The sequence below is a fragment of the Desulfopila sp. IMCC35008 genome (assembly GCF_010646885.2).
Classification (GTDB): domain Bacteria; phylum Desulfobacterota; class Desulfobulbia; order Desulfobulbales; family Desulfocapsaceae; genus Desulfopila.
Map to the genome: position 1 here is coordinate 2,268,400 of NZ_CP050700.1, position 25,973 is coordinate 2,294,372.

Annotated in this window: 22 protein-coding genes; 16 read left to right on the plus strand and 6 right to left on the minus strand. The window is 45.5% G+C overall.

The window, feature by feature from the left end; all coding sequences use genetic code 11:
• Positions 1-319: 319 nt before the first annotated feature.
• Complete coding sequence (locus GA520_RS09980; protein WP_163336747.1) at positions 320-826, plus strand: hypothetical protein; 507 nt, start codon at positions 320-322, stop codon at positions 824-826.
• A 58-nt stretch (positions 827-884) separates the two neighbouring features.
• Here GA520_RS09980 and GA520_RS09985 read toward each other — a convergent pair whose 3' ends face one another.
• The 5 genes from GA520_RS09985 to pheA are packed head-to-tail and all read right to left on the minus strand — an operon-like array spanning position 885 to position 5,644.
• The gene (locus GA520_RS09985) at positions 885-2,063 is read right to left on the minus strand and encodes an iron-containing alcohol dehydrogenase (protein ID WP_163336746.1); all 1,179 of its coding nucleotides are present in this window, start codon (positions 2,061-2,063) and stop codon (positions 885-887) included.
• A gap of 3 nt (positions 2,064-2,066) precedes the next feature.
• On the minus strand, positions 2,067-2,981 hold the full coding sequence (gene rsmA, locus GA520_RS09990) for a 16S rRNA (adenine(1518)-N(6)/adenine(1519)-N(6))-dimethyltransferase RsmA (RefSeq protein WP_240910072.1): 915 nt from the start codon (positions 2,979-2,981) through the stop codon (positions 2,067-2,069).
• Between the two features lie 5 nt (positions 2,982-2,986).
• The gene (locus GA520_RS09995) at positions 2,987-3,487 is read right to left on the minus strand and encodes a DUF2062 domain-containing protein (protein WP_163336745.1); all 501 of its coding nucleotides are present in this window, start codon (positions 3,485-3,487) and stop codon (positions 2,987-2,989) included.
• Positions 3,488-3,499: 12 nt separating this feature from the next.
• A complete protein-coding gene (tsaD, locus tag GA520_RS10000; protein ID WP_163336744.1) occupies positions 3,500-4,501 on the minus strand; it encodes a tRNA (adenosine(37)-N6)-threonylcarbamoyltransferase complex transferase subunit TsaD in 1,002 nt (333 codons plus the stop codon).
• A 57-nt stretch (positions 4,502-4,558) separates the two neighbouring features.
• Positions 4,559-5,644 carry a prephenate dehydratase gene (gene pheA / locus GA520_RS10005; RefSeq protein ID WP_163336743.1) on the minus strand — a complete coding sequence of 362 codons (1,086 nt, stop codon included), beginning with the start codon at positions 5,642-5,644 and terminating at the stop codon, positions 4,559-4,561.
• Positions 5,645-5,938: 294 nt separating this feature from the next.
• Here pheA and GA520_RS10010 point away from each other — a divergent pair, with 294 nt between their 5' ends.
• From GA520_RS10010 to ispH, 14 genes are all read left to right on the plus strand, one after another.
• The gene (locus GA520_RS10010; RefSeq protein WP_163336742.1) at positions 5,939-7,111 is read left to right on the plus strand and encodes a homocysteine biosynthesis protein; all 1,173 of its coding nucleotides are present in this window, start codon (positions 5,939-5,941) and stop codon (positions 7,109-7,111) included.
• A gap of 1 nt (position 7,112) precedes the next feature.
• On the plus strand, positions 7,113-7,910 hold the full coding sequence (locus GA520_RS10015; RefSeq protein ID WP_163336741.1) for a TIGR00268 family protein: 798 nt from the start codon (positions 7,113-7,115) through the stop codon (positions 7,908-7,910).
• Between the two features lie 268 nt (positions 7,911-8,178).
• The gene (locus GA520_RS10020; protein WP_163336740.1) at positions 8,179-8,451 is read left to right on the plus strand and encodes an HU family DNA-binding protein; all 273 of its coding nucleotides are present in this window, start codon (positions 8,179-8,181) and stop codon (positions 8,449-8,451) included.
• Positions 8,452-8,668: 217 nt separating this feature from the next.
• On the plus strand, positions 8,669-9,769 hold the full coding sequence (gene cbiD, locus GA520_RS10025) for a cobalt-precorrin-5B (C(1))-methyltransferase CbiD (protein ID WP_163336927.1): 1,101 nt from the start codon (positions 8,669-8,671) through the stop codon (positions 9,767-9,769).
• The gene (gene cbiE, locus GA520_RS10030; RefSeq protein ID WP_163336739.1) at positions 9,762-11,006 is read left to right on the plus strand and encodes a precorrin-6y C5,15-methyltransferase (decarboxylating) subunit CbiE; all 1,245 of its coding nucleotides are present in this window, start codon (positions 9,762-9,764) and stop codon (positions 11,004-11,006) included. Before cbiD ends, cbiE begins: the two co-directional genes overlap by 8 nt.
• On the plus strand, positions 10,999-11,769 hold the full coding sequence (gene cobM, locus GA520_RS10035; RefSeq protein ID WP_163336738.1) for a precorrin-4 C(11)-methyltransferase: 771 nt from the start codon (positions 10,999-11,001) through the stop codon (positions 11,767-11,769). Before cbiE ends, cobM begins: the two co-directional genes overlap by 8 nt.
• 95 nt (positions 11,770-11,864) lie before the next feature.
• On the plus strand, positions 11,865-13,448 hold the full coding sequence (gene hisF, locus GA520_RS10040) for an imidazole glycerol phosphate synthase subunit HisF (protein WP_163336737.1): 1,584 nt from the start codon (positions 11,865-11,867) through the stop codon (positions 13,446-13,448).
• A gap of 42 nt (positions 13,449-13,490) precedes the next feature.
• Positions 13,491-15,335 carry an ATP-binding protein gene (locus tag GA520_RS10045; protein ID WP_205749208.1) on the plus strand — a complete coding sequence of 615 codons (1,845 nt, stop codon included), beginning with the start codon at positions 13,491-13,493 and terminating at the stop codon, positions 15,333-15,335.
• Positions 15,335-16,690 carry a sigma-54 dependent transcriptional regulator gene (locus GA520_RS10050; protein WP_163336925.1) on the plus strand — a complete coding sequence of 452 codons (1,356 nt, stop codon included), beginning with the start codon at positions 15,335-15,337 and terminating at the stop codon, positions 16,688-16,690. The genes GA520_RS10045 and GA520_RS10050 overlap by 1 nt, the downstream gene beginning before the upstream one ends.
• A gap of 301 nt (positions 16,691-16,991) precedes the next feature.
• Positions 16,992-18,017 (plus strand): TRAP transporter substrate-binding protein, encoded by a 1,026-nt coding sequence (locus tag GA520_RS10055; RefSeq protein ID WP_370362794.1) that lies wholly within the window; start codon positions 16,992-16,994, stop codon positions 18,015-18,017.
• Positions 18,018-18,117: 100 nt separating this feature from the next.
• Positions 18,118-18,663, plus strand: coding sequence for a TRAP transporter small permease (locus GA520_RS10060; protein WP_163336735.1), 546 nt, complete (start codon positions 18,118-18,120; stop codon positions 18,661-18,663).
• Complete coding sequence (locus GA520_RS10065) at positions 18,660-20,057, plus strand: TRAP transporter large permease (protein WP_163336734.1); 1,398 nt, start codon at positions 18,660-18,662, stop codon at positions 20,055-20,057. The genes GA520_RS10060 and GA520_RS10065 overlap by 4 nt, the downstream gene beginning before the upstream one ends.
• 218 nt (positions 20,058-20,275) lie before the next feature.
• The gene (locus GA520_RS10070; protein ID WP_163336733.1) at positions 20,276-20,767 is read left to right on the plus strand and encodes a universal stress protein; all 492 of its coding nucleotides are present in this window, start codon (positions 20,276-20,278) and stop codon (positions 20,765-20,767) included.
• A 21-nt stretch (positions 20,768-20,788) separates the two neighbouring features.
• On the plus strand, positions 20,789-21,715 hold the full coding sequence (ispH, locus tag GA520_RS10075) for a 4-hydroxy-3-methylbut-2-enyl diphosphate reductase (protein WP_163336732.1): 927 nt from the start codon (positions 20,789-20,791) through the stop codon (positions 21,713-21,715).
• 116 nt (positions 21,716-21,831) lie between these two features.
• On the opposite strand, the gene GA520_RS10080 is transcribed toward ispH, so the two are convergent.
• The gene (locus tag GA520_RS10080; protein WP_163336731.1) at positions 21,832-23,055 is read right to left on the minus strand and encodes an LL-diaminopimelate aminotransferase; all 1,224 of its coding nucleotides are present in this window, start codon (positions 23,053-23,055) and stop codon (positions 21,832-21,834) included.
• Between the two features lie 219 nt (positions 23,056-23,274).
• Here GA520_RS10080 and pepN point away from each other — a divergent pair, with 219 nt between their 5' ends.
• Complete coding sequence (gene pepN / locus GA520_RS10085) at positions 23,275-25,953, plus strand: aminopeptidase N (RefSeq protein ID WP_240910071.1); 2,679 nt, start codon at positions 23,275-23,277, stop codon at positions 25,951-25,953.
• Positions 25,954-25,973: the final 20 nt, after the last annotated feature.

Sequence of the window (25,973 nt, forward strand, 5' to 3'; positions counted from 1 at the left end):
ATTGTTGAGCTACTAAGAATCGAACTACAGGACGATTCCGGATTATTACAAGGTGAACCGAATAGGGTAATGTACCATCGCGCACGGATCTGTAAAAATAACATACGATCTTGCAGCACGAGACGCAATAGGATATCCTGTTTCTGACTATAAGAAATCACATCACAAATTGAAAATCATAATTAGATGAACAGTGAACCTGAATCGCCATAAATCGTTGAATAGCTGGATTGAGAAGAGGGGAAGGATTCTTGACAGTACAAAAGACTAAAGGGGCCTACAGGATGTTACTTTCGAAAAATATAAAATTGGAGGATAGATGATGATGGAAAAAATTGGTAAATGGCTGCCGAAGGTAAGTATTGCTGCGGCCTTGCTGGCGATGACGATGAGCGGTTGTTCTTCGAATATGTATAGCTCCAGTAACCCGTCGATGTCGGCAGAAATGGGTCCTGTCACAAATCTTGTCGGCAATTTTGATGATATTGAACTGCCTGTAGATCTGAAATGGAACTCTGAAAAAAGCATGGCCATTCGTACCGACTCTTTCAAGGGCGGCATCCTCAATTATAGTGGCCGTGTTGAACTGAGCTCCCTGAAGGACTTCATCATCACATCCATGGAAAACAAGAAATGGAAACTGGTTGGCGAAGCTCAGTATAAGAACGTCCTTCTCGCTTTCACCAAACCGAACAGGACCTGTATGGTTATTCTTGATGAAGGGGTCGGAGGGAGTTTCGGAACCACAAGTGTGACTCTTTATGTAACAGTGGATATTGCGGCAGCCGGCCAATTGAATCCATTCGGAGAGCCGATTAATAATTGATTGTTAGCGAAAAGGCGGCAGGGCGCGTATTATGTGCTCCCTGCTGCTTTTTACCATTTCATGGTAAACCGTTGCTCTCGCGAAGACACTGTCGCAATATTCTTTCGACTAATTGCTCGTCGTATTCGCGCATTCTCCACACTTTGGCAAGGGCCTGACTGTTCCTTGCGATTTTCGGTAAGTCCTGTTCATTCACACCAATGTCCTCGAGATAGGTCGGGGCACCAATTGAAGCATACCAACTTCGTAGATTGCCAAGAGTGGCAAGTACGCCTGATGGTGCGTAAAGAGAGTCTGCCGTTATCCTGAAAAACTGCTGAATACGATCACCCACGTCTTTATGCCTGGATTCCATCCAGCCAGGCCCAACGATGGCAAGCCCTGCACCATGAGGAATATTATAAAGTGCGGACAGGGAGTGCTCAATTAAGTGCATTGGAAAACCCACCTTGCCAAGGCCGGAAGCGCAGAGTCCGTTTAAGGTGAGGGCACTGCTCCACATCAAGTTGGCACGAGCCTGGTAATCAGAGGGATTGTCCAGGGCCAATTGGCAATTGCCAAACAGGGTGCTGGCAAGCCCTTCCATGTAATGATATTGTACAGTGGCATCAGGCTGTTTGTTGGTGAAATAAAACTCGAAAATATGAGTCAAGGCATCAATGCAACCGTACGCTGTCTGATTACCAGGTACCGTAAATGTCGTTTTCGGGTCTATAATAGCTGTTTTGGGGAACAGGTGCCTATTGGCAAACCCGAATTTTTGGCAGGTGTCAACGTTTGTCAGAACCATGCCTGAGTTCACCTCCGACCCTGAGGCGGCAATGGTCGGGACCGTAACAACAGGCAGAGTTGAGCGAACAGATTTTTTGCCAGTAAAGAACTTCCACACATCGTGCTGCACCACACTGCCAGCCCCAATCGCCTTGGCCGAATCGATAACGGAGCCCCCACCGAGCCCACAGATGACTTCGATATTTTCCCTGCGTACTAGTTCTATCCCTTTCCTTACCTTTTCCAGTGTCGGATTTGGCATGACACCCTCAAGACAGAAAACAGTCCCACCATTTCCTGTTATACTTTCAGATACCTCATGAAAAATACCAGACTCTTTCGCTGAAGACATTCCGGTTACGAGCAGTACCCTTCTGCCCAGGGAGCACGTTTCTGCGCCAACAAGGGGGATTGTGTCCTGACCGAAAATAACCTTGGTAGGATTGTGGAAAACAAAATTCTGCATTGATCACCAGCTACCTTTTTCTCTTTTTATAATTCTTTCAAAAGAGACGGCAAGCTTTATAAACTGATCCACGGAGAGGACTTCCGGTCTAACTGATGGAGATATGCCTGCATCTTCAATAGCTTCAAGTGTTAATCGTTTATTTTCCTGTTTGTCGAGACTTTTGTCAGGTGAGAAAAAGCAGCAGTTCGCAAGAGTGTTGGATATGGTTTTACGACGCTGATTAAAAGACTGGCGGATTATTTTCTGAAAAATGGGGAAATGTATCTCATCCCCATTTTCTGACACGGGTTTGTCAGCATGGAAAACCATCTTAATAATAACCGAGTCTATCTTAGGCCTTGGGTGAAACTCGGCCGGTTTTAAAGTCATGAGTTTGGAAATTGTCGCACAGCTCTGCAAGAGTACTGATGGAATTCCATATTCTTTTGTCGATGGTATAGCCATCAATCTCTCACCAACCTCCTTTTGCAGCATGATTACAGCCGATTCCACTAGATGCCGGTTTTCTATAAGTTTAAAAATAAAGGGGTTGGAGATAGAGTAAGGGAGGTTGGCAACGATCTTCAGGGGGCCGCCACAGGTCGCAAAAAGATCATCAAAGTCTGCTTTTAAGACATCCAGGTGAATGATCGTAACGTTTTCAGGAAGATCATTCTCTTCCTCATGGAACCTGACTATTCCACTGTCTATTTCGAGGCCGACTACATTTTGGGCCGCTTCGGCCAAAGGTTGAGTCAGGGCTCCAAGTCCAACACCAACCTCGACAATGGTATCATCAGCCTGAACTTTAGCGGCCTTGACAATATTAATAGCAGTCTTGCTGTTGACCAGAAAGTTCTGCCCAAATCTTTTTTTGGGTGCGAGGTTATGGTCACTCAGGGCATTTCTGGTTTGTCCGTATCGGGTCATTGGCATTGATATCAGTGAAGAATCCTTTTCTGGATTCGTTTTTTCTTGATTGAAATGAAAAAGTAAAGTGAGAAATAGTAGCTTGCTATCGTAAAAGGTAAAGCAAGGACGGTTCCACCAGCCAGCATGACAGCAAGTGTCTCGAAACCAAGCCCGGCTATTGCGTTTATGGAGGTTGAAAGAGAATCTCCTGTAATCAGGGGCGCGACAATGCTTTTCACCTTCGACCAACTTAAATGGTAAGGAGTTATTACATTACCAATCTTCATTGAAAAAAAATAAATAGGCAGGTACGTGAGCGGGTTGCACACTATCCAACTGCTTAAGATCCCGGCGATCGTTGAGGTCCTGGTAGCTAGTGTGAGCAGAATGATGGCTACAGTATGCAAAGGCATGGTCGGGGTGACACCAATAAAAACTCCTATGGCAAAACCGCCAGCTAAGGCGTAGGGATCACCCTTAAGCCGCTGGAAACGCCGATAATAATATCGTGGTATCCGACTGAAATTCATGGCCGAATCGGTTTATCCGAGGATTGATCTTGAATACACATCTTCATCATACTCCATTTGTCCGAGGAGTTGAAATTTATGGTATCCTGCAAAGGCGATCATTGCTCCGTTGTCGGTACATAATGATGGTGAGGGGACGTGCAAGTTGTATCCTGCTTTGGTGCAACGCGTTTTTAGTTCCTGGCGAAGGCGATTGTTGGCCGATACTCCGCCCCCGAGAACAAGAGTCTTAATTCCTTGAAGTTCGGCTGCTTTTAAGGTTTTTTCTGCAAGGATATCGACAACGGCTTCCTGAAAAGAGGCGCAGATGTTAGGGATGTGGAGTTCCTGGTTTTTTTGCTTGTGCTGGTTGCAGTGATTGAGGACAGCGGTTTTCACACCACTAAAACTGAAATCCAAAGAGCCCTCTTCCAGACGTGCCCGTGGGAAGCGTATAGCGCTGCCGTTTCCATTTCCTGCAGTTGCAGATACATGGGGGCCTCCGGGGTAGGGGAGGTTGAGGAGTTTGGCGACCTTATCAAAGGCCTCGCCTGCAGCGTCATCCCGGGTCCTTCCCAAATGTTGAAACTCATTATATCCGTCAACCCGGAAAATAGAACTGGTCCCACCGGATACGATTAAGGCTACAAAGGGGAACTCAACTTGTTGTTCAAGTAAAACTGAAAGGATGTGCCCGGCCATGTGGTCCACACCGATAAAAGGGATACCGGTTCGGTAGGAAACAGATTTGGCGTAAGAAAAACCTACAAGCAAAGAGCCAATAAGGCCGGGACCCTGGGTGGTGGCAATGAGGTTTACATCATCAAGAGCTATGTTGGCCTCATGGAGAGCCTTGGAGACAATGGGGTGGATGTTTTCCAGATGGCGACGGGAAGCAAGTTCTGGCACAACTCCGCCGAACCGGCTATGTATCTCATCCTGGCTGCTCAAAACACTTGAAAGAAGTGTATCGCCGTCTTTCAGCACCGCAGCCGCAGTATCATCACATGAACTTTCAATGCCTAATATGTACATAGTAAAACAAACCAACCAAATATGATGACCCTGAACTTCGCATCTGCCTGAAAAGGATCAGGCATCCCCCTGAGGGTACGAACCGAGCCACTCAAAGTAAGAACAGAATGAATTGATTCTGTCACAACCTCGTTTAATATTATCGTCCTCTATATGGCCAAGCATATCCAGGAAAAACATATACTTCCATTGTTTCCCTTTGATAGGCCGGGACTCAATTTTTGCCAGGTTAATATTTTCTTCAGAAAGGATGGTGAGGATCTCATTGAGGGCGCCGGGTCTGTCCATTAAGCCAATGAGCAGGGAAGTGCGATCTGCCCCGCTTGGGGTCGGTGATTTTTCACCTATGACCAGGAACCTGGTGGTGTTGCCCATATAATCCTCTATGCCCTTAACTACAACCTGGAGTTCATAAGTTTTGATAGCAAGCGAGGATGCGATAGCCCCAATGTTCGGATTGTTAGCAGCCATCTGGGCTGCAGCACCTGTAGAGAATACCTCAAGAGTAGGTATAGAAGGCAGGTTTTGTCTCAGCCAGTTACGGCACTGGGCGAGTGGTTGCGCATGTGAGGCCACTGTCTGAATATCTTCGATATTACCGGACCGGCAAACGAGATTGTGGCTAATCTCGAGTCGGAGTTCACCACAGATTTGCACCCGATATTTCATAAATGAGTCAAGTGTTGAAAAAACAGCTCCTTCAATGGAGTTTTCAACAGGGACGATTCCGTATGTGGTCCTTCCTTTTTCTACTTCTGCAAATACATCGTCGATGGTGTCCATCGGCTTATAACTGGCAGAATGGCCAAAATATTTCACACCTGCAAGATGAGTGAATGTCGCTTCGGGTCCCAGGTATGCAACTTCGGCCTTTCTCTGACTGAGACGACAGGTTGTAATTATCTCGTGAAAAATTGACCGAAGGGCATCTTCCGGAAACGTTTCGTGGTTATTCGCAAGGAGTCTCTCGTAAATCTGGCGTTCACGAAGTGGGTCCCATTTGGCGCGATTTCCTTCATCCTTAAGTTTGCCGATATCCTTGGCCAGACTAATTCGTTCCTTCAGGAGTTTAAGGATAGTATTGTCTATATGATCGATTTGATCACGTACACTGCCTATAGCTGGTTTGGTTTTTTCTGCCATACTGCGTCCTGTAATAACATGAGATCCATCTATTTCGTCGATTGCTTTGCGCCAAGCGGGGTGGGGAGGTTAGCCAAGGTGTTGATATTGCGTTGGTGTAATATGGCCAGGCAGTACAATCCGCTCTTGCGTGAATTTCTTTTGAAGTAGACAAGTTATGGAAAAGAGGGAACTCTGTCAAGTTGTAAAAAACACGAGACTTAAGGAATTCTTCTTTTCATTTTTAGGAGAGTCGTGGTAAACATTTGCTGTTGCAGTACTTTCCAATAATAATTTCCAACTACGTGAGAGTGTATGTCCACGACGAAACCTGAAAAAACAATCGAAGAAATCAACGCCAGAATTAAAGCCGGTGAGGCTGTAGTGGTTACAGCCGAAGAAATGACCTCTATAGTACGTGAAAGAGGGGCTGAGCAGGCGGCTATAGAGGTCGATGTCGTTACGACAGGCACGTTTGCACCTATGTGCTCATCCGGCCTATTTTTTAACTTTGGGCAAATGACACCCACCATAAAGGCCTCGAAAGTGTGGCTCAACAAAGTTCAGGCCTATGCCGGAATTGCAGCAGTCGATGCATATATAGGGGCAACTGAACCATCTGAGGATGACCCTCTCAACAAAATTTACCCTGGGGAATTCAGGTATGGTGGCGGTCATGTCATTGAAGACCTGCTTCGTGGGAAAAAGTTATTGCTCGAAGCAAAGGCATACGGGACAGATTGCTATGCTGCCAGGAAGATGAAAAAAGAGATAACTCTCGACGATCTCCCTTATGCGCTGTTATGTAATCCTCGAAATGGTTACCAGAACTATAATTGTGCCGTAAATCTATCTGATAAGGCGGTTTATACATATATGGGCATGCTTAAACCCAATTGCCGTAATGCCAATTATTGCAGTGCCGGCGAGCTGAGCCCGTTAATGAATGACCCCCTGTATAAAACTATTGGAATCGGTACCCGAATATTTCTCGGAGGTGCCACAGGATACGTAACCTGGCATGGTACGCAACACAACCCTGCTGCACCGCGCGTTGAAGGAGGTACTCCCCGCAGACCTGCCGGAACACTAATGGTTCAGGGGGATCTCAAAGAAATGTCGCCCGACTGGATTCGTGGTCTCTCGATTCTCGGTTATGGTGCATCTCTTGCTGTGGGGCTGGGTATCCCAATCCCGGTTCTTAATGAGGAGATGGCGCGATATACAGGTGTGGCAGACGAAGACATATTTACCCAGGTTGTAGATTACGGTCACGATTATACTAATGGTATTGCGAGGAACTACGGAGAGGTCAGTTATAAGCAGCTAAAGTCAGGTACCATCATCGTTAATGGCAAGGAAGTGCAAACTGCCCCGTTATCAAGTATCACCAAGGCCAGGGAAATTGCTGAAATCCTCAAAAGGCAGATTCATGATGGATCATTTCTATTAAACAAACCTGCCCAATTATTACCGGATGGGCAATAAGGTGAAAGGGCCCATCAGCCTTGATCATAAAATTGGACACCTCCGTGCTCTATTAGTTGAGTTGAAGTCTGTTGCTGTTGCCTTCTCGGGTGGGATCGACTCTACAGTTCTCCTTGATAATGCATGTAAAGTGTTACCGCCGGGTAAGGTGCTCGCCTGCAATGTGGACTCATGTCTTGTGGCAAGGTCGGGCCAGGCTTTGGCAGACAAGGTACTTGCTACGCATTTTGCAGGGAGATGCGGGGTTCTCAGGATTAAAGAGGATTCGGAGAAAATCTCTGGATTCAAGGAGAATCCACCCGAGCGCTGCTATATCTGTAAACTTCATATTTACACATCTATACTGAAGGCAATTAAAGATGAGCAGGTGGTGCTTCTCGATGGCACGAACAGTGATGACATGATGCAGGATCGACCTGGAATCAGGGCCGTTCGCGAAAAAAATATCAAAACACCTCTTGAGCAGTGCGGACTGACAAAAAAAGAAATCAGGGCCTATGGTAGAAGTAGAAACCTGATAAATGCAGATGTGCCATCCAACTCTTGCCTTGCAACTCGAATCCCACCTGGAATTGAAATAAACAACGGGATTTTGGGAACAATAGAGGCAGCTGAGGAATTTCTATTGCAACAGGGTTTTAAAGGAAGCCGTGTACGCATGGGAGATGGACACACTATAATTGAGCTATCCGAATGCGATATCGAGAGGATGCTCGCTTCGGATAAACGCAGGGCAACAGTCGAATACTGTGAGAAGTATAATCTTGGTGTACCGTCTCTCAAGCTGCGAGGACGATAAGAAGTACTGAAAACACACATTATAAACGTATATTTTGTCTATTTAGTGCTTGATTCTGTCCGGTTATTCAATTATTGTGAGCGGGTTGTCTCTAACAGCCTGATAATTAAGGGCTGCCAAGGATAAACATCATTTTTCAAGTTCTCAACAATCAGTATCATTTTTTTTTTGACAATTGGAAAGAGGTTGAGTAAGCATCAACTCATGAGAAAGGAGCAGCTTATTGCTGCCCTGGTAAAAGCGAAGAAAGATTAGCAGGGAGGAATTCATGAACAAAAAGGAACTTATTGAAAGCATCGCCGGTGCCGCTGATATCAGCAAAGCAGCTGCAGAAAAAGCTTTGAACGGAACTCTCGCTGCAATAGCTGAGAGTCTGAAGAAGGGCGACAAGGTAACACTCGTTGGTTTTGGAACATTTTCTGTATCCAAGCGCGAAGCACGTCAGGGTCGCAATCCCCAAACTGGAAAAACTATTAAAATTCCAGCCAAGAAAGTTGCTAAATTCAAAGCTGGCAGCAAGCTGTCTGAGGCCATCAACTAAGTCCTGATTTTAATCATGGATTTACTGACGTATTACTGCTAATCACGAGACTGTGTAAAGATATCTTCTCTATGAAAGGAGTGATATTTATTATATAAATTCAGGATGGCAACGATAAGTTCTGCAACGGAAGTTGCTTCGTTCTCAAGCTTTCCTGATGCATAGTACGTAATAGTCAGAAGGCCGCTCCTGCAGAAGGAGCGGCCTTTTTTTGTTTATGAAGAAAAAAAAATTACGTTCAGGGTTTACAACCGGTGCATGTGCTGCTGCTTCAGCGAAAGCTGCTGCAAGCCTTTTAATAGGTTCACAATCCACAACAATTGTCGAGATCCCCTTTCCTGACGGTCAAAGGGTGTCATTCGAACTTTTCCGTTGTTCCATGGAAGAAACGGAAAAAGACATGGCTTACGCTTCGATTATAAAAGATGCCGGCGATGATCCAGATGTCACCAATAAAGCTGAAATAGGTGCAAAGGTACGATTGTTACCTCTTCTGACTAAAGGCGACAATAGGGTCGTCATTACCGGAGGACAGGGCGTTGGGACCGTCACAAAGGCTGGATTGGCCGTCGAAATTGGCCAGTCAGCAATCAATCCAGTACCACTTAAAATGATTCGGGAAGCGGTTCTTGAAGTATGGGAAGCGAGCTCGAAAAAGAACTGTTTTGCTGTCGAAATTGTCGTTCCCGCAGGCATGGAGTTAGCTAAAAAAACACTGAATGAGCGACTGGGAATAGTCGGTGGAATATCCATTTTAGGGACGACAGGCATAGTCCGTCCTGTTTCAGCTGAAGCCTGGACGGCAACAATAACAGCTGCGATGCGGGTTGCACAAGCCAATAGTTGTAAGGAAATTGTACTTTCAACTGGCCGGACATCTGAAAAGGCGATCCATAATTATCTCAAGTGTAAGCCTGAAGCGCTCATCATGATGGGTGATTATCTAGAGTTTGCGCTGTTAGAAGCTTCTAAGTTTGAGTTTAGGAAACTTCACCTGAGCGGGATGTGGGCTAAAATCCTTAAGGCAGCTATGGAGATTCCACAGACACATGTGAGGTTTGGGGCTCTTGAGGTGAAACAGGCCGTAATATTTATACAGTCCCTGGTGCCGGGAAATGATTTGGATTATATAAAAGATGCCAATACCGCACGGGAGATATATGAAAGATTAGCTTCCCGTGACGCCGGTGATGTAATATATCAGGTCTGTCTGGCCGCACAGAAATATCAAAAGAGAAAATCAGGTTTGCCTGTCGTTGTATACCTGGTTCATCATACCGGGGAAATTGTAACGATGGTGGATACTGACAATGGCTGAAACAAGAATACGCCTCATAGGTGTTGATGTAGCCCGTTCACATGGCGTAGAGCTGCATTCTGTTAAAGACTGTACTGCTATTGTAGTTTCAAAAAGGATACGAGTCCAACTCAGCCACCTGGAAGATAGATTTCGTGAGACAAAGATAATACCTATTGCTCCAGTTGATGAAGCATTCGAGCAGATAGATGTAGAATTGAAAAAGGGTAATGTTACCGTTTTTGCCTCTGGAGATCCTCTGTTTTTTGGGATAGCCAAGCGAATAGTTACCCGCTTTGGGAGAGATATTGTTGACATCTTCCCAGCATTATCGTCAATGCAACTGGCTTGTAGTGCTTTCAAAATATCATGGGATGATGCCGAGTTTATCAGTTTGCATGGCAGAAAGGATGGAATTCCGGTGGGCAGGATAGTCAGCCGGAAGAAAACAGCCCTGCTTACGGATAATATTTGCAGACCAGACGTTATCGCCAACAAGATATTCGAATTCTTAGACAAGGAAAAAAGTAAACGTTTCCAGGTGCATATTGCTGAAAATATAGGCATGGAGGGCGAGAAACTTGTCACCACGACCCTTCAGCAAGCGGCCACTATGGAGTTTGGTGGGCTCTGCTGCATGATTATTACAAGGAAGGTAAAAAAAACAAACCACACCCGCTTTGGCTTGGAAGAGAAAGATATACATCACAGCAGAGGATTGATCACAAAGAGTGAAGTACGTGCAGCTATTATACATTCTCTTGGGGTTGAACCAGGTTGCATAATGTGGGATATAGGGGCAGGATCAGGGTCAGTTAGTATAGAATGCGCTAGACTTATGCCGGATATGCTTATCTATGCCGTGGAAAAGGAGGTAGAGCAGAATGAAAATATCACCTCCAATATTGTGAAGTACGATCTTTTTAATGTAAATCAAGTTAAAGGTATGGCTCCTGCCGCTCTTCAAGGTCTCCCCGCGCCCGATAGGATTTTTATCGGAGGAAGTGGTGGAAATCTTGCGGAGATAGTAGATTATTGCGCCGATTCCATCTCGGAAGGCGGCAGGATTGTCATTAGTGCTGTGCTGGAAAAAACCAGAAACGATGCCCCTCGGCTGCTGTACCAAAAAGGGTTTGAGGTGGTAACCAAAACTATCTCTGTGTCACGGAAAGTCTACCCTGAAAAGGAAGAACAAGTTTTTAACCCGATCACAATCATTTTGGGTCACAATAAAAAAGGCAATAGTCATAATGAATGAGAATCCCATTTATTTTATAGGTGCAGGTCCCGGTGATGTCGAATTGATAACAGTTAAAGGGCGGAGATTGCTTGATGAGGCTGATTGCATAATTTATGCTGGTAGTTTGGTCAATAAAGAACTTATGGATGGTTGCAAAGCCGAACTATACGACTCTGCCGGCATGGACCTGGATGAGATCATTGAGGTGATTACGGATCGTCACGCCAAAGGGGAAAAGATAGTCCGATTACATACAGGAGACCCCTCAATTTATGGTGCGATTCGTGAACAAATGCAACGTTTGGATTCGTTCGATATAGAATATTATGTTGTTCCCGGAGTGACTTCTGCAGCTGGTGCGGCTGCTTCACTAAAAGCGGAGTTAACCCTTCCCGAGGTTTCGCAGACCGTTATTATTACCCGCCAGGAGGGTCGAACACCCGTACCTGAACCAGAACGGCTCCGAACTCTCGCAAGTCATCAGGCAACTATGATGATCTTTCTTTCTGTTTCTATGATTGATAAAGTTACGGATGAGTTGATTGAAGGGGGGTATCCGGAAAGTACTCCTGTGGTAGTGGTTGAGAAGGCCACATGGAAAGACGAGAAAATAGTCCGGGGTACGGTCGCTGACATTGGTGATAAAGTCCGTAAGCAAGATATTAGAAAGACCGCAATGATCTGTGTCGGTAAAGTGTTTGCCGTTGGTCAAATTCAAGCAGAATCAAAGCTATATGACCGCACATTCAGCCATGGGACACGACTGGCCAGAAACAGTTAAGAAGCGTATTAAAAGAGAAGCAATTAAAATGTTATGCGGCAGGATCAGAGACACTGCCGAGATATGTACTTATAGTATTAAACAGTGAGGATGAAATGATAACCCTGCTTGATTATGGTGCGGGAAATGTGCGTAGTGTCCGCAATGCCATTAGAAAACTCGGACTTGAGGTAACTACCGTCCAAAACCCCGAGGAAATAGTAACCGCAGAAAAACTTGTATTTCCCGGCGTTGGTAATTTCGGTGTCGTCATGGAGAATCTCTATCGCGACGGGTACGCAGAGCATCTGATCCGCAGAATCAAGGAGGACAAACCGACATTTGGAATCTGTGTTGCATTGCAGGCGTTGTTTGAAGGAAGCGAAGAATCGCCTGGTGTAGCAGGCCTTGGTATAATACCTGGTCAGATTAAACGGTTTGACGATAGTGTGATGGCTGTACCGCAGATAGGTTGGAACGGTATACGCATTGAGAAAGAACATACTGTTTTCAATGGCTATAATGATGAAAAACTCTATTTTGTCCACTCGTACTGTGCTGTACCTACAGAAGAAAATAGAGACTGGATCTTAACCACTACTGATTACGGACAAAGCTTTATCTCTTCTGTTGCCAAGGGTAATGTCCTGGCAACGCAGTTTCATCCCGAAAAAAGTGGTGGGGCAGGTCTCAGGCTTTTTGGCAATTTCCTGAAAGGAATTGATACGATTGCAGTTGGTCAACTATCGAATGAAAAGTATGAAACTCGAATTGCCAAACGAATAATCGCCTGTCTTGATGTTCGCTCAAATGACAGAGGCGACCTCGTGGTAACCAAAGGTGATCAATACGACGTTCGTGAGGAAGGAGAGGTTCGTAACCTTGGTAAACCGGTCGAACTGGCCGGGCGATACTATGAAGAGGGGGCCGATGAGGTAACATTTCTAAATATTACCGGGTTTCGCGATTTCCCCCTGCAGGACCAGCCAATGCTCGAAGTGCTCAGGAAAACCTCCGTGAACGTGTTTGTCCCTTTGACGATTGGTGGGGGGATCAGAGAGTTTACTGATTCAGAAGGAAATCACTATTCTGCCCTTGATGTTGCCTCCAGGTATTTCAGGTCTGGTGCCGATAAAATTTCTATAGGCAGCGATGCCGTTTATGCCGTAGAACAGTATTTGAAGGATAAACAAAAAACAGGTCAGACTGCCATCGAACAGATATCCACAGTTTATGGTGCACAGGCTGTGGTGATCTCTGTAGATCCACGAAGGGTTTATGTGAGGAATCCGGAACAGACACTGCATACCACGCTGAAAACAAAGACTCCCGGGCCCAATGGGGAACAATATTGCTGGTACCAGTGTACGGTCAGCGGTGGCCGGGAAGGTCGTGATATTGATGTAGTTCAGCTGGTAACCGTTTGTGAAAAGCTTGGTGCAGGTGAGGTTTTACTTAACTGTATCGATAAAGATGGGACAAACAGCGGTTTCGACCACGAGTTGATAGCTCTTGTTAAAAAAGCTGTTTCCATACCGGTAATCGCTTCCAGTGGCGCAGGTTCAGCGGCACATTTTGTCGAAGTATTTCAACAGACCGACGCTGAAGCAGCACTTGCTGCCGGTATCTTCCACAGGAGTGAAGTGTCGATCAGCGAGGTGAAAGATACCGTTGCTAAAGCTGGTATAGAAATACGATAATCTGTTTTGAATAAACAACTCAAGGGTTAAAGAGAAAAAAGAGTGGTCAGGAAACGACGTAATAAACGAATTATTATCGCGACCCTTTTTTTCGTAATCCTTGGTTTCGTGACTATCTGGGTAACCTCGATTGTGATGTACAATCGAGGCCTCAACCGCCTTTCAGAAGACGGGGTGATACGTCTTGAGCTATTTGTTACCTACCTGCAGGGTATCCTCAGGCAATACGAGAGCCTCCCTGAACTACTGGCAACCGATGAACAGCTTGTTTCAGCACTTCTTAACCCCTCTGAGGACAAGAGAATCGACAAGCTGAACCGGTACCTTGAGACCATCAATTACATAAGTGATACAGCGGATACCTATTTGATGGACAAGGAAGGCCTGACAATTGCAGCCTCCAACTGGAACGAAGACCACCCATTCGTCGGCAGAAACTTCTCTTTCAGGCCATATTTTGTCGAAGCCATGAAGGGTCAGCTGGGAAGGTATTTTGCCCTTGGAACCACCTCTGCCAAACGTGGATATTATTTTGCCTATCCCGTTCGTAAAGAAGGTGAAATTCTCGGCGTCGTCGTGATTAAGATAAATATCGATTCAGTTGAACAGGCCTGGGCTGGGAAGGGCGAGAGCTTTCTGGTGACTGATCCGGATGGCGTAGTATTTATTACCACCAATAATGATTGGCGCTTCCACACATTAACACCAATGAGGGAGGAGGCTCGAAGACGTATCGTTGACAGTCGCAGGTACCCAAATGCCGGTCTGGAGCAACTTACCAGTGTAGAGAGAGAATTCAATGAAGGTAAAAAGCTGGTTCACTTGGCACTGTCAGGGAAAAGGTTCAAAAACACCTCCTTGCTTCTCTCACGGGATATGCCCGAAGCAGGATGGAATGTACATATACTCATGGAGGTTGACTCCGTCAGGAAAACTGTTTTCTGGGTAAACCTGATGGTCGGGACCCTGCTGTTGCTCGGATTTGTACTGGTGCTCCTCCTGTTACAGCGTCAGTTGAGAATGGCGGAACTCAGCAGGATACGGCAGGAGGCTCAAAAAGCACTGGAGGAGGCCAATGAACAACTCGAAAACAGAGTCCAGGAGCGTACCAGGGAGCTGACCGCCACCAACCGCCTCCTGCGCAGGGAAATTCAGGACAGACAAAGAACTGAGGAAGATCTCCGTAAAACCCGTAATGAACTGATTCATGCAGCTAAAATGGCTGTACTGGGACAGATGTCTGCTGGTATTAATCACGAGTTGAATCAGCCGCTCGCTGCAATCAGGAGTTATACAGACAATGGGATGCAGTTCCTTGACAGGGGAAGGCTCGAGGAAACGATGTATAACCTGGAGCAGATTGGTGAACTCACCGAAAGAATGGCCCAGATTGGTGTGCAGCTGAAGCTTTTCTCAAGAAAAGCAAAGGGCCAGATCAGGGTTGTTGCTCTGCACGGAGTATTGGATGGAGCATTAGAGATTTTGAAGCCGACAATACGAAAAGCCGAGGTTGATGTCTCCATAGAACTCAATCCCGATGATGTTGAGGTGAAAGCTAATCATGTCATGTTGCAGCAGGTTTTCGTGAACCTTATCGGTAATGGCATACAAGCCATGGAGGGGTGTCCGAAACTACAAATTGCAATCAGGGCAGAAGCCAGAAAGGACAAGGTCATTATCCTGGTGCAGGACAGCGGTCCAGGAATCAATAATAACGACAGGGAATCTATTTTCGACCCGTTTTTTACCACCAAGAAGTCAGGACAGGGGTTGGGGCTTGGACTCACCATCAGTGACCGAATTCTACGCGAAATGCGTGGGAGTATTCAGTATATTGAAAACGATACGCAGGGTGCCTGTTTTGAGGTAACGCTGGAGAAGGCGTAATAGATATGAGTAATAAAGTTCTTTTTATCGATGACGAAAAGCATATCCGTCAGGCAAATCGCCAGACACTGGAGCTGGCAGATCTGCAGGTAGAATGCCTCGAGTCTGCAGAAGAAGCATTACCAATGATTCAGACTGATTGGCAGGGAGTGATCGTCTGTGACATACGCTTGCCCGGAATGGACGGCCTTGAATTTCTTATTACAGCCCAGAAAATAGATAAGGACCTGCCGATTATTTTAATTACCGGTCATGGTGATATCTCTACCGCTGTACAGGCAATGCGTGACGGAGCTTATGACTTTATAGAAAAACCATATTCAGCTGAGAGACTCGTGAAAACAGTACAGAGAGCCCTGGAAAAAAGAGCTCTCACCCTTGAGAATAGGAATCTGCGGAGAGAACTTGAAGCTCAATCGACGCCAGGGCCCAGAATTATCGGGCAGACTCCTGTTATGGAACAGCTCAGGAGTACTATTGCCCAGGTTGCAGATACCGGTGCAGACGTTCTTGTCCTTGGCGAGACGGGAACCGGAAAGGAATTGGTTGCCAGATCTTTACACGAGCATTCCAACCGAAGAACCAGAAATTTCGTCGCAGTTAACTGCGGTGCTTTGCCTGACACCATGATTGAGAGTGAACTCTTTGGTCACGAAGCCGGGGCGTTCACTGATGCCAGGTCGCAACGAATCGGCAAATTTGAACATGCTAACGGCGGTACACTTCTGCTTGATGAAATAGAATCGATGCCAGTTCGTGTTCAAATTCACCTGCTTCGAGTCCTGCAGGAGCGATGTCTTGAGCGTCTGGGTTCCAATGAACTCATCGAACTTGATATGCGGGTCGTTGCAGCCTCGAAGGTGGACTTGCGTCAAATGTCCGAAAGTGGCGATTTCAGAGAAGACCTTTATTACAGGCTCAATGTTGTCTGCCTTGAAATTCCACCGCTACGTGACAGAAGAGAGGATATCCCCCTTTTGTTTCACCATTTCTTATTGGTCGCCGGCCACCGCTACCAGCAAGAAGTTGAATTGCCAGGCAGAAACCAGATGAACTCCCTTATGGCTCACTCATGGCCAGGTAACGTCCGTGAATTACGAAACCTAGCCGAGAGGTATGTGCTCCTGGGTGGGCAGATAGGTTGGTCAATCGATAAATTGATGAGTGGAGAGGAGAAGGAACAGAAGAGAAACCTCCCTCAGCAGGTTGAGTGTTTTGAAAGATCACTTATTGAACAGGCACTTGTCGCTTCAAAAGGCTCTATTAAGGATGTAATGGATGTTTTAGCCATTCCGAGAAAGACCTTGTCAGATAAAATGCGTAAATATGGTCTTGATAAGAGTGACTATAAGTAATTGCCCCCCCCCTCCGTCTTTCTGGTTGTATTTATATAAATATCAGCATGATACAGTGCTTCTGGTTTGAAAAAGAAACCAATTGGCGCAATTCCCCGGTTCCGGAAGGGCAAATTGGCGGGAATCCGCCAATTATTTTGTTGCCAATTATCAATCTTCCTGATCAATCCCTTTGTAGCTAAGCAGCCACATTTAAAAACGCCAATTGGTCTACTACTTGCAATAACTATCATTGATGGCGGAAACCAGGTTTCCAGCCGTAGCGATGAAGGGTGCAATGAGTATCGTGTGCCACCATTACATGATCCAAAACAATAATTTGGAGGAAAAACGTATGTTTCGCAAAATTACTACCTTGGTTGCAACTGCAGCAGTTTCTGCAATGATTTTGACAGGTGCGGCCATCGCCGACCCTGTCACTATCAAATTCTCACACGTTGTAGCCGAGAACACTCCGAAAGGTCAGATGGCTAACAAGTTCAAGGATCTTGTTGCAGAAAGACTGGGTGGAAAAGTTGTTGTTGAAGTTTTTCCGAATTCTCAGTTATTTGGCGACAACAAGGTGCTTGAAGCCATGCTGCTCGGCGATGTTCAGATGGGTGCGCCAAGCCTCTCCAAGTTCAGCCGTTATACCAAAAAGCTACAAATATATGACCTGCCATTCCTTTTCAAAGATATGAAAGCTGTAGATACATTTCAGCAAAGTGAAAAAGGACAGGAACTTCTTACATCCCTGGAAAAGAAAGGGCTTGTTGGTCTGGGTTACCTGCACAACGGTATGAAGCAGCTGTCCTCCTCTAAAGAACTCCATGTTCCTGCCGATGCCAATGGCCTGAAGTTTCGAATCATGACTTCAGAGGTTCTGGCAGCACAGTTTCAGGCTGTAAATGCAACTCCTCTCAAAAAGCCTTTCTCAGAAGTTTTTACGCTTCTGCAAACCAAGGCTATAGACGGTCAGGAGAACACCTGGTCTAATATCTATTCCAAGAAATTTTTTGAGGTACAACCCTACATCACAGAGTCCAATCATGGCCTGCTCGATTATATGGTCGTCACATCTAAAGAATTCTGGTACGGACTGCCTGACGATGTTCGTACAGAAGTCAAGAAAGCACTCGACGATGCCATTCTTTTTGGAAATCAGGTTGCTGCCCAAAAAGCTACCGACGATCGCCAGAAGATCGTCGATTCAAAACGTTCACAGATTATCACTCTTGATGACGCAGAGCGCGCACAGTGGGTAGAGGTTATGAAGCCTGTATGGAAAAAGTTTGAGCATGAAATCGGTAAAGACATGATCGACGCAGCTTACGCCTCAAACAAGTAATCAGAAACAAAGCCGGGAGTGTTGTGAGAGAACCATTTCTGATTACGTCCCTGATGGGGCAGGAAATCTGCCCCATCTTTTTTGTGGAGAGGAGCTGAATATGTTTATGCGATTCATAAACTGGGCCGAAGAAGCAGTGATTTCCATACTGCTTGTGATGACGACAATGCTGGTTTTCATCGATGTCGTAATGCGGTTTGGTTTTAACAGTGGCTTCATGTGGTCACAGGAACTTACCCTGCACATGTCCGCATGGTTTGTTCTTTTTGGAGCGTCTTATGGATTGAAGGTCGGTTCCCACATAGGAATGGACGCCTTCGTGAAGCTGTTCCCAAGAACCGGCAGACGAATCCTGACAGCAATAGCAGCCATTATAGGTCTTTTTTATTGTGGACTCATCCTGTACGGAAGCTGGATTTATCTCAAGAAGATGAAAATGATCGGTATTGAACTTGAAGATCTCCCGATACCAACCTGGCTTGCACATGGTATGCTGCTTGTCGGTTTCACCTTTCTTACCATTCGGCTGTTCCAGATACTGCTGTCTGTCATTCTCAACCAGTCAGATGGATTCAAGCATGCTGATGAGGCTAAGGAAAGTATGGAAATAGCTGAAGAGTTAAAAGGTGAGGAGGGTAAAATATGACAACTGCATGTCTGTTCATCCTCCTCTTTGGGTGTATGTTGCTTGGAATGCCTATCGCGCTGGCACTTGGATTGTCGAGTATCGCAACGATCCTGATGTTTTCCAGTGACTCACTTGCATCAATCGCGTTGAAGCTTTTTGAAGCTTTGTCAGAGCATTATACCCTGTTGGCAATACCTTTCTTTATTCTGTCTTCTGCGTTCCTGTCTACCGGTGGTGTCGCTAAACGTATCATCCGTTTCGCTCTGAGCCTTGTCGGGCATATCCGTGGCGGTATCGCCATGGCTTCAGTCCTGGCATGTATGATTTTTGCGGCTGTATCCGGATCTTCGCCGGCAACTGTTGCAGCAATTGGTTCTATTGTTATCGTGGGCATGGTACGGGCAGGTTATCCGGAAAGTCTCGCGGCAGGTGTTATCGCTAACGCCGGTACTCTCGGGATACTGATTCCACCTTCCATTGTTATGCTGGTGTATGCTGCTGCAACGGAAGAGTCTGCAGCCCGCATGTTCATGGCAGGATTTATTCCTGGTATCATGATGGGGCTGATGCTGATGATAGTTATATATTTTGTTGCCAGGGCGAAGAAGATTCCCTGCAGGCCCTGGGCTGGCATCAAGGAAGTCTTTGCTGCTGGTTTTAGTGCCGCAGGCGGTTTAATGCTCATTGTTATAGTGCTCGGCTCCATCTATGGAGGTGTAGCAAGCCCAACAGAGGCTGCTGCCGTGTCTGCTGTATATGCCTTTCTGGTAGCAATTTTCGGCTATCGTGATATGGGGCCGATGAAAGGTGTGTTGTGGAAGCAGGAAGGTGAATCTGTAGGTTCTATGATTTACAGGAATACAATACAGACTCTAATTGCTTTCCCTAAAAGTATTTTTGATAAAGAGGTGAACAAGGTAGTTTTAGACGCAGCAAAGGTAAGTATCATGCTGCTGTTTATTATTGCCAACGCCATGTTGTTTGCCCATGTGCTTACCACAGAGCGAATTCCTCACCATATCGCCGAAATAATCGTAAACCTCGGCCTATCATGGTGGATGTTCCTGATAGTTGTTAATATTTTACTGCTTATCGCCGGAAACTTTATGGAGCCATCAGCAATCCTGCTGATTATGGCACCTATTTTATTTCCGATCGCAGTACAGCTTGGAATTGACCCGATTCATCTCGGTATCATCATGGTTGTCAATATGGAGATCGGCATGCTGACGCCGCCTGTGGGTCTCAACCTGTTTGTTATATCCGGAATTACAGGGCACGGTATGGGCTGGGCAATACGAGCTGCACTCCCATGGCTGTGCGTACTGTTGACATTCCTTATACTTATTACCTATATTCCCCAGATTTCTTTGTTCCTGCCTGAGTTTATCGACAAAATACAAGGCTACTGATAATAATTTAGCAGTATATCGGATCATATGAGGCCGCTTGAGAGCAAATCTCTCAAGCGGCCTTTCTTTTGCGTTTTTTCACTCTATTAACAGATTGGTGTTGCATGAAAAGATGACTATGGTCTATAAAGGTTATTTTTTCCTAACTTATGAGAGCAAATTGCGCCTGATATCTTTAACGGAAATTGACGATTAATTAATCATATGGAGCACACATTATGTTAACTACACCTGAAATAAAAAAGATACTTTATGTGACCGACCTTGGTAAACGTACCCGTCCTGTATTCATGCACGCCCTTGCTCAGGCAGCAAACAATAACGCCTCGATTATCGTCCTCCATGTTGTTGAGCCGATGACCGAAACAGCATGTGCGGTGATCCAGACCTATTTGTCAAATGAGGATGTTGCCAAAGTTCAGAAAGACGGCATGAAAAAAGTGCTGAAATACATGAAGAAACGGATTGATAAATTCCTTCAGGATGAGTGTGGCGGTAAAAGTCTTGGCACAGAACCCGTTGAAGAAATAATTGTTGTCGCTGGCAAACCAAGCGAAGAAATCCTGCGTGTTGCCGATGAGCACGAAGCTGACATGATCGTTATCGGCAAATCCGGCAGAAAAGTCAGGGGGACCAAGGTAATGGGGTCAACAACCCGCAGGGTCAACAGGCTCGCAAAAGTGCCTGTGTTGATGGTTCCCAACCAGTAAGGCATTTCTCGGGATACTGTTATGTACACCTTTAATGTAGTGCTGGCATCTCCACGAGGCTTTTGCGCCGGTGTGGAGCGGGCGATTGAAACTGTTCGCAGGGCCGTAAGTTATTATGGCAGTCCGATTTACGTATTACATGAGATCGTTCATAACAAGCATGTGATACAGGAGTTGGAAGAGCTTGGCGTCGTTTTTGTTGAGGAGCTCGAAGATGTTCCCCAAGGGCAATTGTGTATTTTCAGTGCCCATGGGGTCTCTGTCGAAGTCGAGAAAATGGCAGGATCTTATGGATTAAAAACTATAGACGCAACCTGCCCTCTGGTGGGAAGTGTTCATCGAATGGCTGAAAGGTACCATTCAGAGGGATGTGAAGTAATCATCATCGGCCACCATAAACATCCGGAAGTCGAAGGTACCGCCGGGAGGGTTGTAAACGGTACCGTACATGTCGTTGCCAATATCAAGGATGTTGATGCTCTTACAGTCAAGGATGCAGAAAAGGTCGGCTTTGTAACTCAGACTACGTTAAGCAGGGAGGATCTCACCCCAATAAGGGAAAGACTGCAAGAGAGATTCCCTAAAATAAGGGGGCCGTTGTCAAATATCTGTTTTGCTACGGAAAACCGCCAATGTGCTGTCAAGCAACTGGCTAAAAAAACGGATCTTATTTTCGTCGTAGGCTCCAAAAACAGTTCAAATTCAAACAGACTGAAAGAGGTTGCTGAAATTAATGGAACACCCGCTCATCTTATTGATGACCGGGATGATATTAGAGCCGAATGGCTCGAAGGTGTCACCAGTGTGGGTATAACTGCAGGAGCTTCTGCACCTGAAAGATTGGTAGATGGGGTGTTGGAACGTTTGACTGAAATTGGATGTACTAGTATCTCGACCATGGATGGGATTAAAGAGACTATTCGTTTTAAACCGGCTGCTATCAAATAGAGCATCTCCTGAATAAGAAAAGGGTCGTATTTCATTGAAATACGACCCTTTTCTTACTTTGTTTCCACTATGCAACCAAGCTGGATGGGATGGGAACTATTTATATGCCTGCGAGGTTACTGCAAGGCCTTGCGTACGCGTTTCATCGCTTTTTCAACATTTTCAAAACTATTGAAGGCGGAAATTCGGATATAACCATCGCCGCATTTACCAAATCCGGCCCCCGGAGTACAGACAACACCTGCCTTGTGCAGCAGCATATCAAAGAACTCCCAGGAATCTATATCGCCCTTTATCCAGATATAGGGAGAGTTTTTGCCGCCGACATAATCATACCCCAATTCCTCCATGGTTTTACATATATGGTCAGCATTCTTCATGTAATAGTTTACCAATGCTTTTACCTCAGCTTTCCCTTCAGGGCTGTATACTGCAGCCGCAGCTTTTTGCACGGGGTAGGAAACACCGTTGAATTTTGTACAGTGCCTGCGGTTCCACAATGCATGGAGAGAGTGGCTGTTTCCTTCTTTATCAAAGGCGACACATGCTTTAGGGACGACAGTGAATGCGCACCGTGTTCCTGTAAAACCGGCTGTTTTAGAGAAGCTCCTGAACTCAACCGCAACTTCTTTTGCTCCCTCAATCTCATAGATGGATTTAGGCAAGGAGTCGTCCTGGATAAATGATTCGTAAGCTGCATCAAAAAGTATCAGTGCCTTGCTCTCGCGGGCATAATCAACCCAGGTTTTCAATTCATCACGGGAAATAGTTGAACCGGTGGGATTGTTTGGAAAACAGAGGTAGATAAGATCTACTTTTTCTTTCGGCAGGGATGGGACAAAGTTATTTTCCTTCGTTGAGTCGAGGTAAACGAGTCCCCCATATCTTCCATCTTTGAAAAGTTCTGTCCTGCCTGCCATTACGTTTGTGTCAAGATATACAGGGTAAACCGGATCAGGGATAGCTATGGTGATATCATTTGAAAACAGTTCCTGAAAGTTACCGGTATCGCATTTAGCTCCATCACTTACAAAAATTTCATCGGCAGAGATGTCGGCACCTCTTGAACGGAAGTCGTTTTCGGCAATGGCTTCACGAAGGAAGTCGTAGCCCTGCTCGGGGCCATAACCATGAAAACCGGCCTCGGTGGCCATCTCATCAATAGCATCATGAAATGCAGCGGTACATGCTTTAGGCAGTGGTTGCGTTACATCTCCGATACCAAGTTTGATTACCTCCTTGTCGGGATTATTCTCCTGAAAAGATGAAACCCGCTTGGCAATGTCGGAAAAGAGGTACGATGCTTGTAATTTGAGATAGTGTTCGTTAATTGTTATCATAGTATTGAGTTTTCAGTTGTGATGTTCTTCTTTAGCGTTACAGTTTATCATCATTTAGCCTTCTGCCCGAAATTGCTGCCGGACAATACAGTGCTCAGGCAATGTATTTTGTCAGGTATGGGCAAGGGGAGTGAATGAAACCGCTGGATTGTAGTGATAGTCTAAAGTTGTATTTAGCAAACGACTCAGGAGATTATAACTGTCTTACTGGTCGTGTCAATGCTCAATAATTTCGTAGCAGGGATAGCCCTTGAAAGGAAAGGAATAATTATGGAGAGTGCAAAAGCCGAGACAATTTACCGGCAGGATTACAAGGTACCATCCTATCTGATAAATACTGTTCACCTCAACTTCAAGTTACATGAAGATTTCACAGAGGTGACATCCACCATGAAAATCTCCAGAAACCGTCAATCGGACGATGTTTCTAAAAAGCTCATTCTGGATGGTGAACAACTTGAACTTTTATCCATCCTGTATAACGGAAAGCAGCTCCATGAAAGTGATTACACTGTTACGGAAACCAATCTCCAACTGAATGTCGTCGATGATGATTTCGAGTTGCAGATGGTAACCCGCATTTATCCCGACAAAAACAGCTCACTTGAAGGATTGTATCGATCGAGCGGTAACTACTGCACCCAATGTGAGGCTGAAGGTTTTCGCAAGATCACGTACTTCAATGATCGGCCTGACAACCTGGCAAAATTTACAACCCGCATAGAGGCACCACTGGAGACATGCCCTGTTTTATTGTCTAACGGAAACAGGATAGATCGTGGAGAGCTGGACAGTGGGTATCACTTCGCAGTATGGGAAGATCCTTTTCCTAAACCCTGTTACCTCTTTGCTCTCGTTGCAGGCAAACTCCTGTATTTGGAAGATAGCTACACGACATGCTCCGGCCGGGATATATGCCTGCGCATTTATGTGGAAGAGCGCAATATCGACAAATGTGAACATGCCATGCGGTCCCTGAAAAAGGCGATGAAGTGGGATGAAGATGTTTATGGCCTCGAATATGATCTCGATATTTTCATGATTGTAGCTGTTGATGATTTCAATATGGGCGCCATGGAGAATAAGGGCCTCAATATTTTCAATTCGAAATATATTCTTGCCTCCCCGAAAACAGCAACTGATGCAGATTATCTCGGAATAGAAGGTGTTGTTGCTCATGAATACTTTCACAACTGGACCGGTAACAGAGTCACCTGTCGTGATTGGTTTCAGCTGAGTCTTAAAGAAGGGTTGACCGTCTTCAGGGATCAGGAGTTCTCTGCCGACATGAATTCCCGACCGGTGCAACGAATAGACGATGTGCGTGTACTGCGCACCCACCAGTTTCGTGAAGACAGTAGTCCAATGGCCCATCCTGTCCGACCGGATTCTTATGAGGAAATCAATAATTTTTATACGGTCACAGTCTACAACAAGGGGGCCGAAGTTATCCGAATGATGCATACCCTTCTTGGTCCGGAAGGGTTCAGAAAGGGAATGAATATCTACTTTGAACGTCATGACGGGAAAGCTGTAACCTGTGATGATTTTGTTGCTTCAATGAGCGATGCCAACAAATATTCACTTGATCAATTCAAGTACTGGTATAGCCAGTCGGGCACTCCGCAACTTGTCGTTTCTGAGAAGTTCTATGCACTTACACAAGAATATGAACTGGAGGTAGAGCAAACCTGCCCTGAAACACCTGGCCAAAAAGAAAAACAGCCGTTTCATATCCCGATAGAAATCGGTTTACTGGCGGCCACCGGGAAAGAGTTAAGCATTGGTGATAGCAAATCGGTTGTGTTGGAGCTTAAGAAGACTAAAGAAAAGTTCCTCTTTAAAGGCGTAAAAGAAAAACCCGTTCTTTCATTTTTGCGAAATTTCTCAGCCCCTGTGAAGGTATCTTCATTCCAGGATCGTCAAGAACTAATGTTCCTGATGGCCAACGATTCCGATCTTTATAATCGTTGGGAAGCTTCTTCACGACTGGCCGAACAATTCATTTTTGATATTGTCGAAGAATTGCAGTCGGGGAAACAGCCAGCCCTCAGTGAAGAATATATTGAGGCAGTAGCCGCAAATATTGAAACAGGGAAGAAGGATAGTTCGCTATTGGCACAAGCACTGCAACTGCCTCCTGAGCCATATCTGGCAGGATTAATGGAGACTGTTGATCCCGTAAATCTGCACAAGGCACGATTGTTGGTACAACAACAACTTGGCGAAAAGCTTAAATCCGTTTTCAGTGAACTCTATGAGCAGAATGACAGGGATGAGAAGTACAATATCACACCTGAAGCGATGGGGGGGAGAAGCTTGAAAAATGTTTCCCTCGGCTACCTGATGTCGATGAACCCTGTTGATGAAACCGCTGCGTCTTATTGCTTGAGCCAATATGAGAAAGAAAACAATATGACCGATGTTACCGCAGCACTTCAGAACATTGCCAATAGTGACCTGTCGTCCCGGAACGATTTACTCGATGACTTCTTTCGCAAATGGAAACACGATCCGCTGGTTATGGATAAGTGGCTCATGATACAGGCAACATCAAGGCTTGAATCTACCCTTGATGAGGTTAAAAAATTAATGAACAATGAGGTTTTCTCAATAAAGAACCCGAACAAGGTTCGATCGTTAATCGGTGCATTTTGTTCTATGAACCATTATCGCTTCCATGACATTGCCGGGGAAGGATACAGCTTTCTTGCAGATCGCATAATTGAATTGAATGGCTTTAATCCACAGATTGCCGCGCGATTAGTTTCCCCTTTTACTACTTGGAGGAAGTACGATAGTGAGCGCCAGATATTGATGAGGGATCAACTCGAGCGGATTGCAGCCACCCCGAAACTATCAAGGGATGTAAATGAAATAGTTAGAAAAAGTTTATAAATCCAGTGTAGTTTTTATTT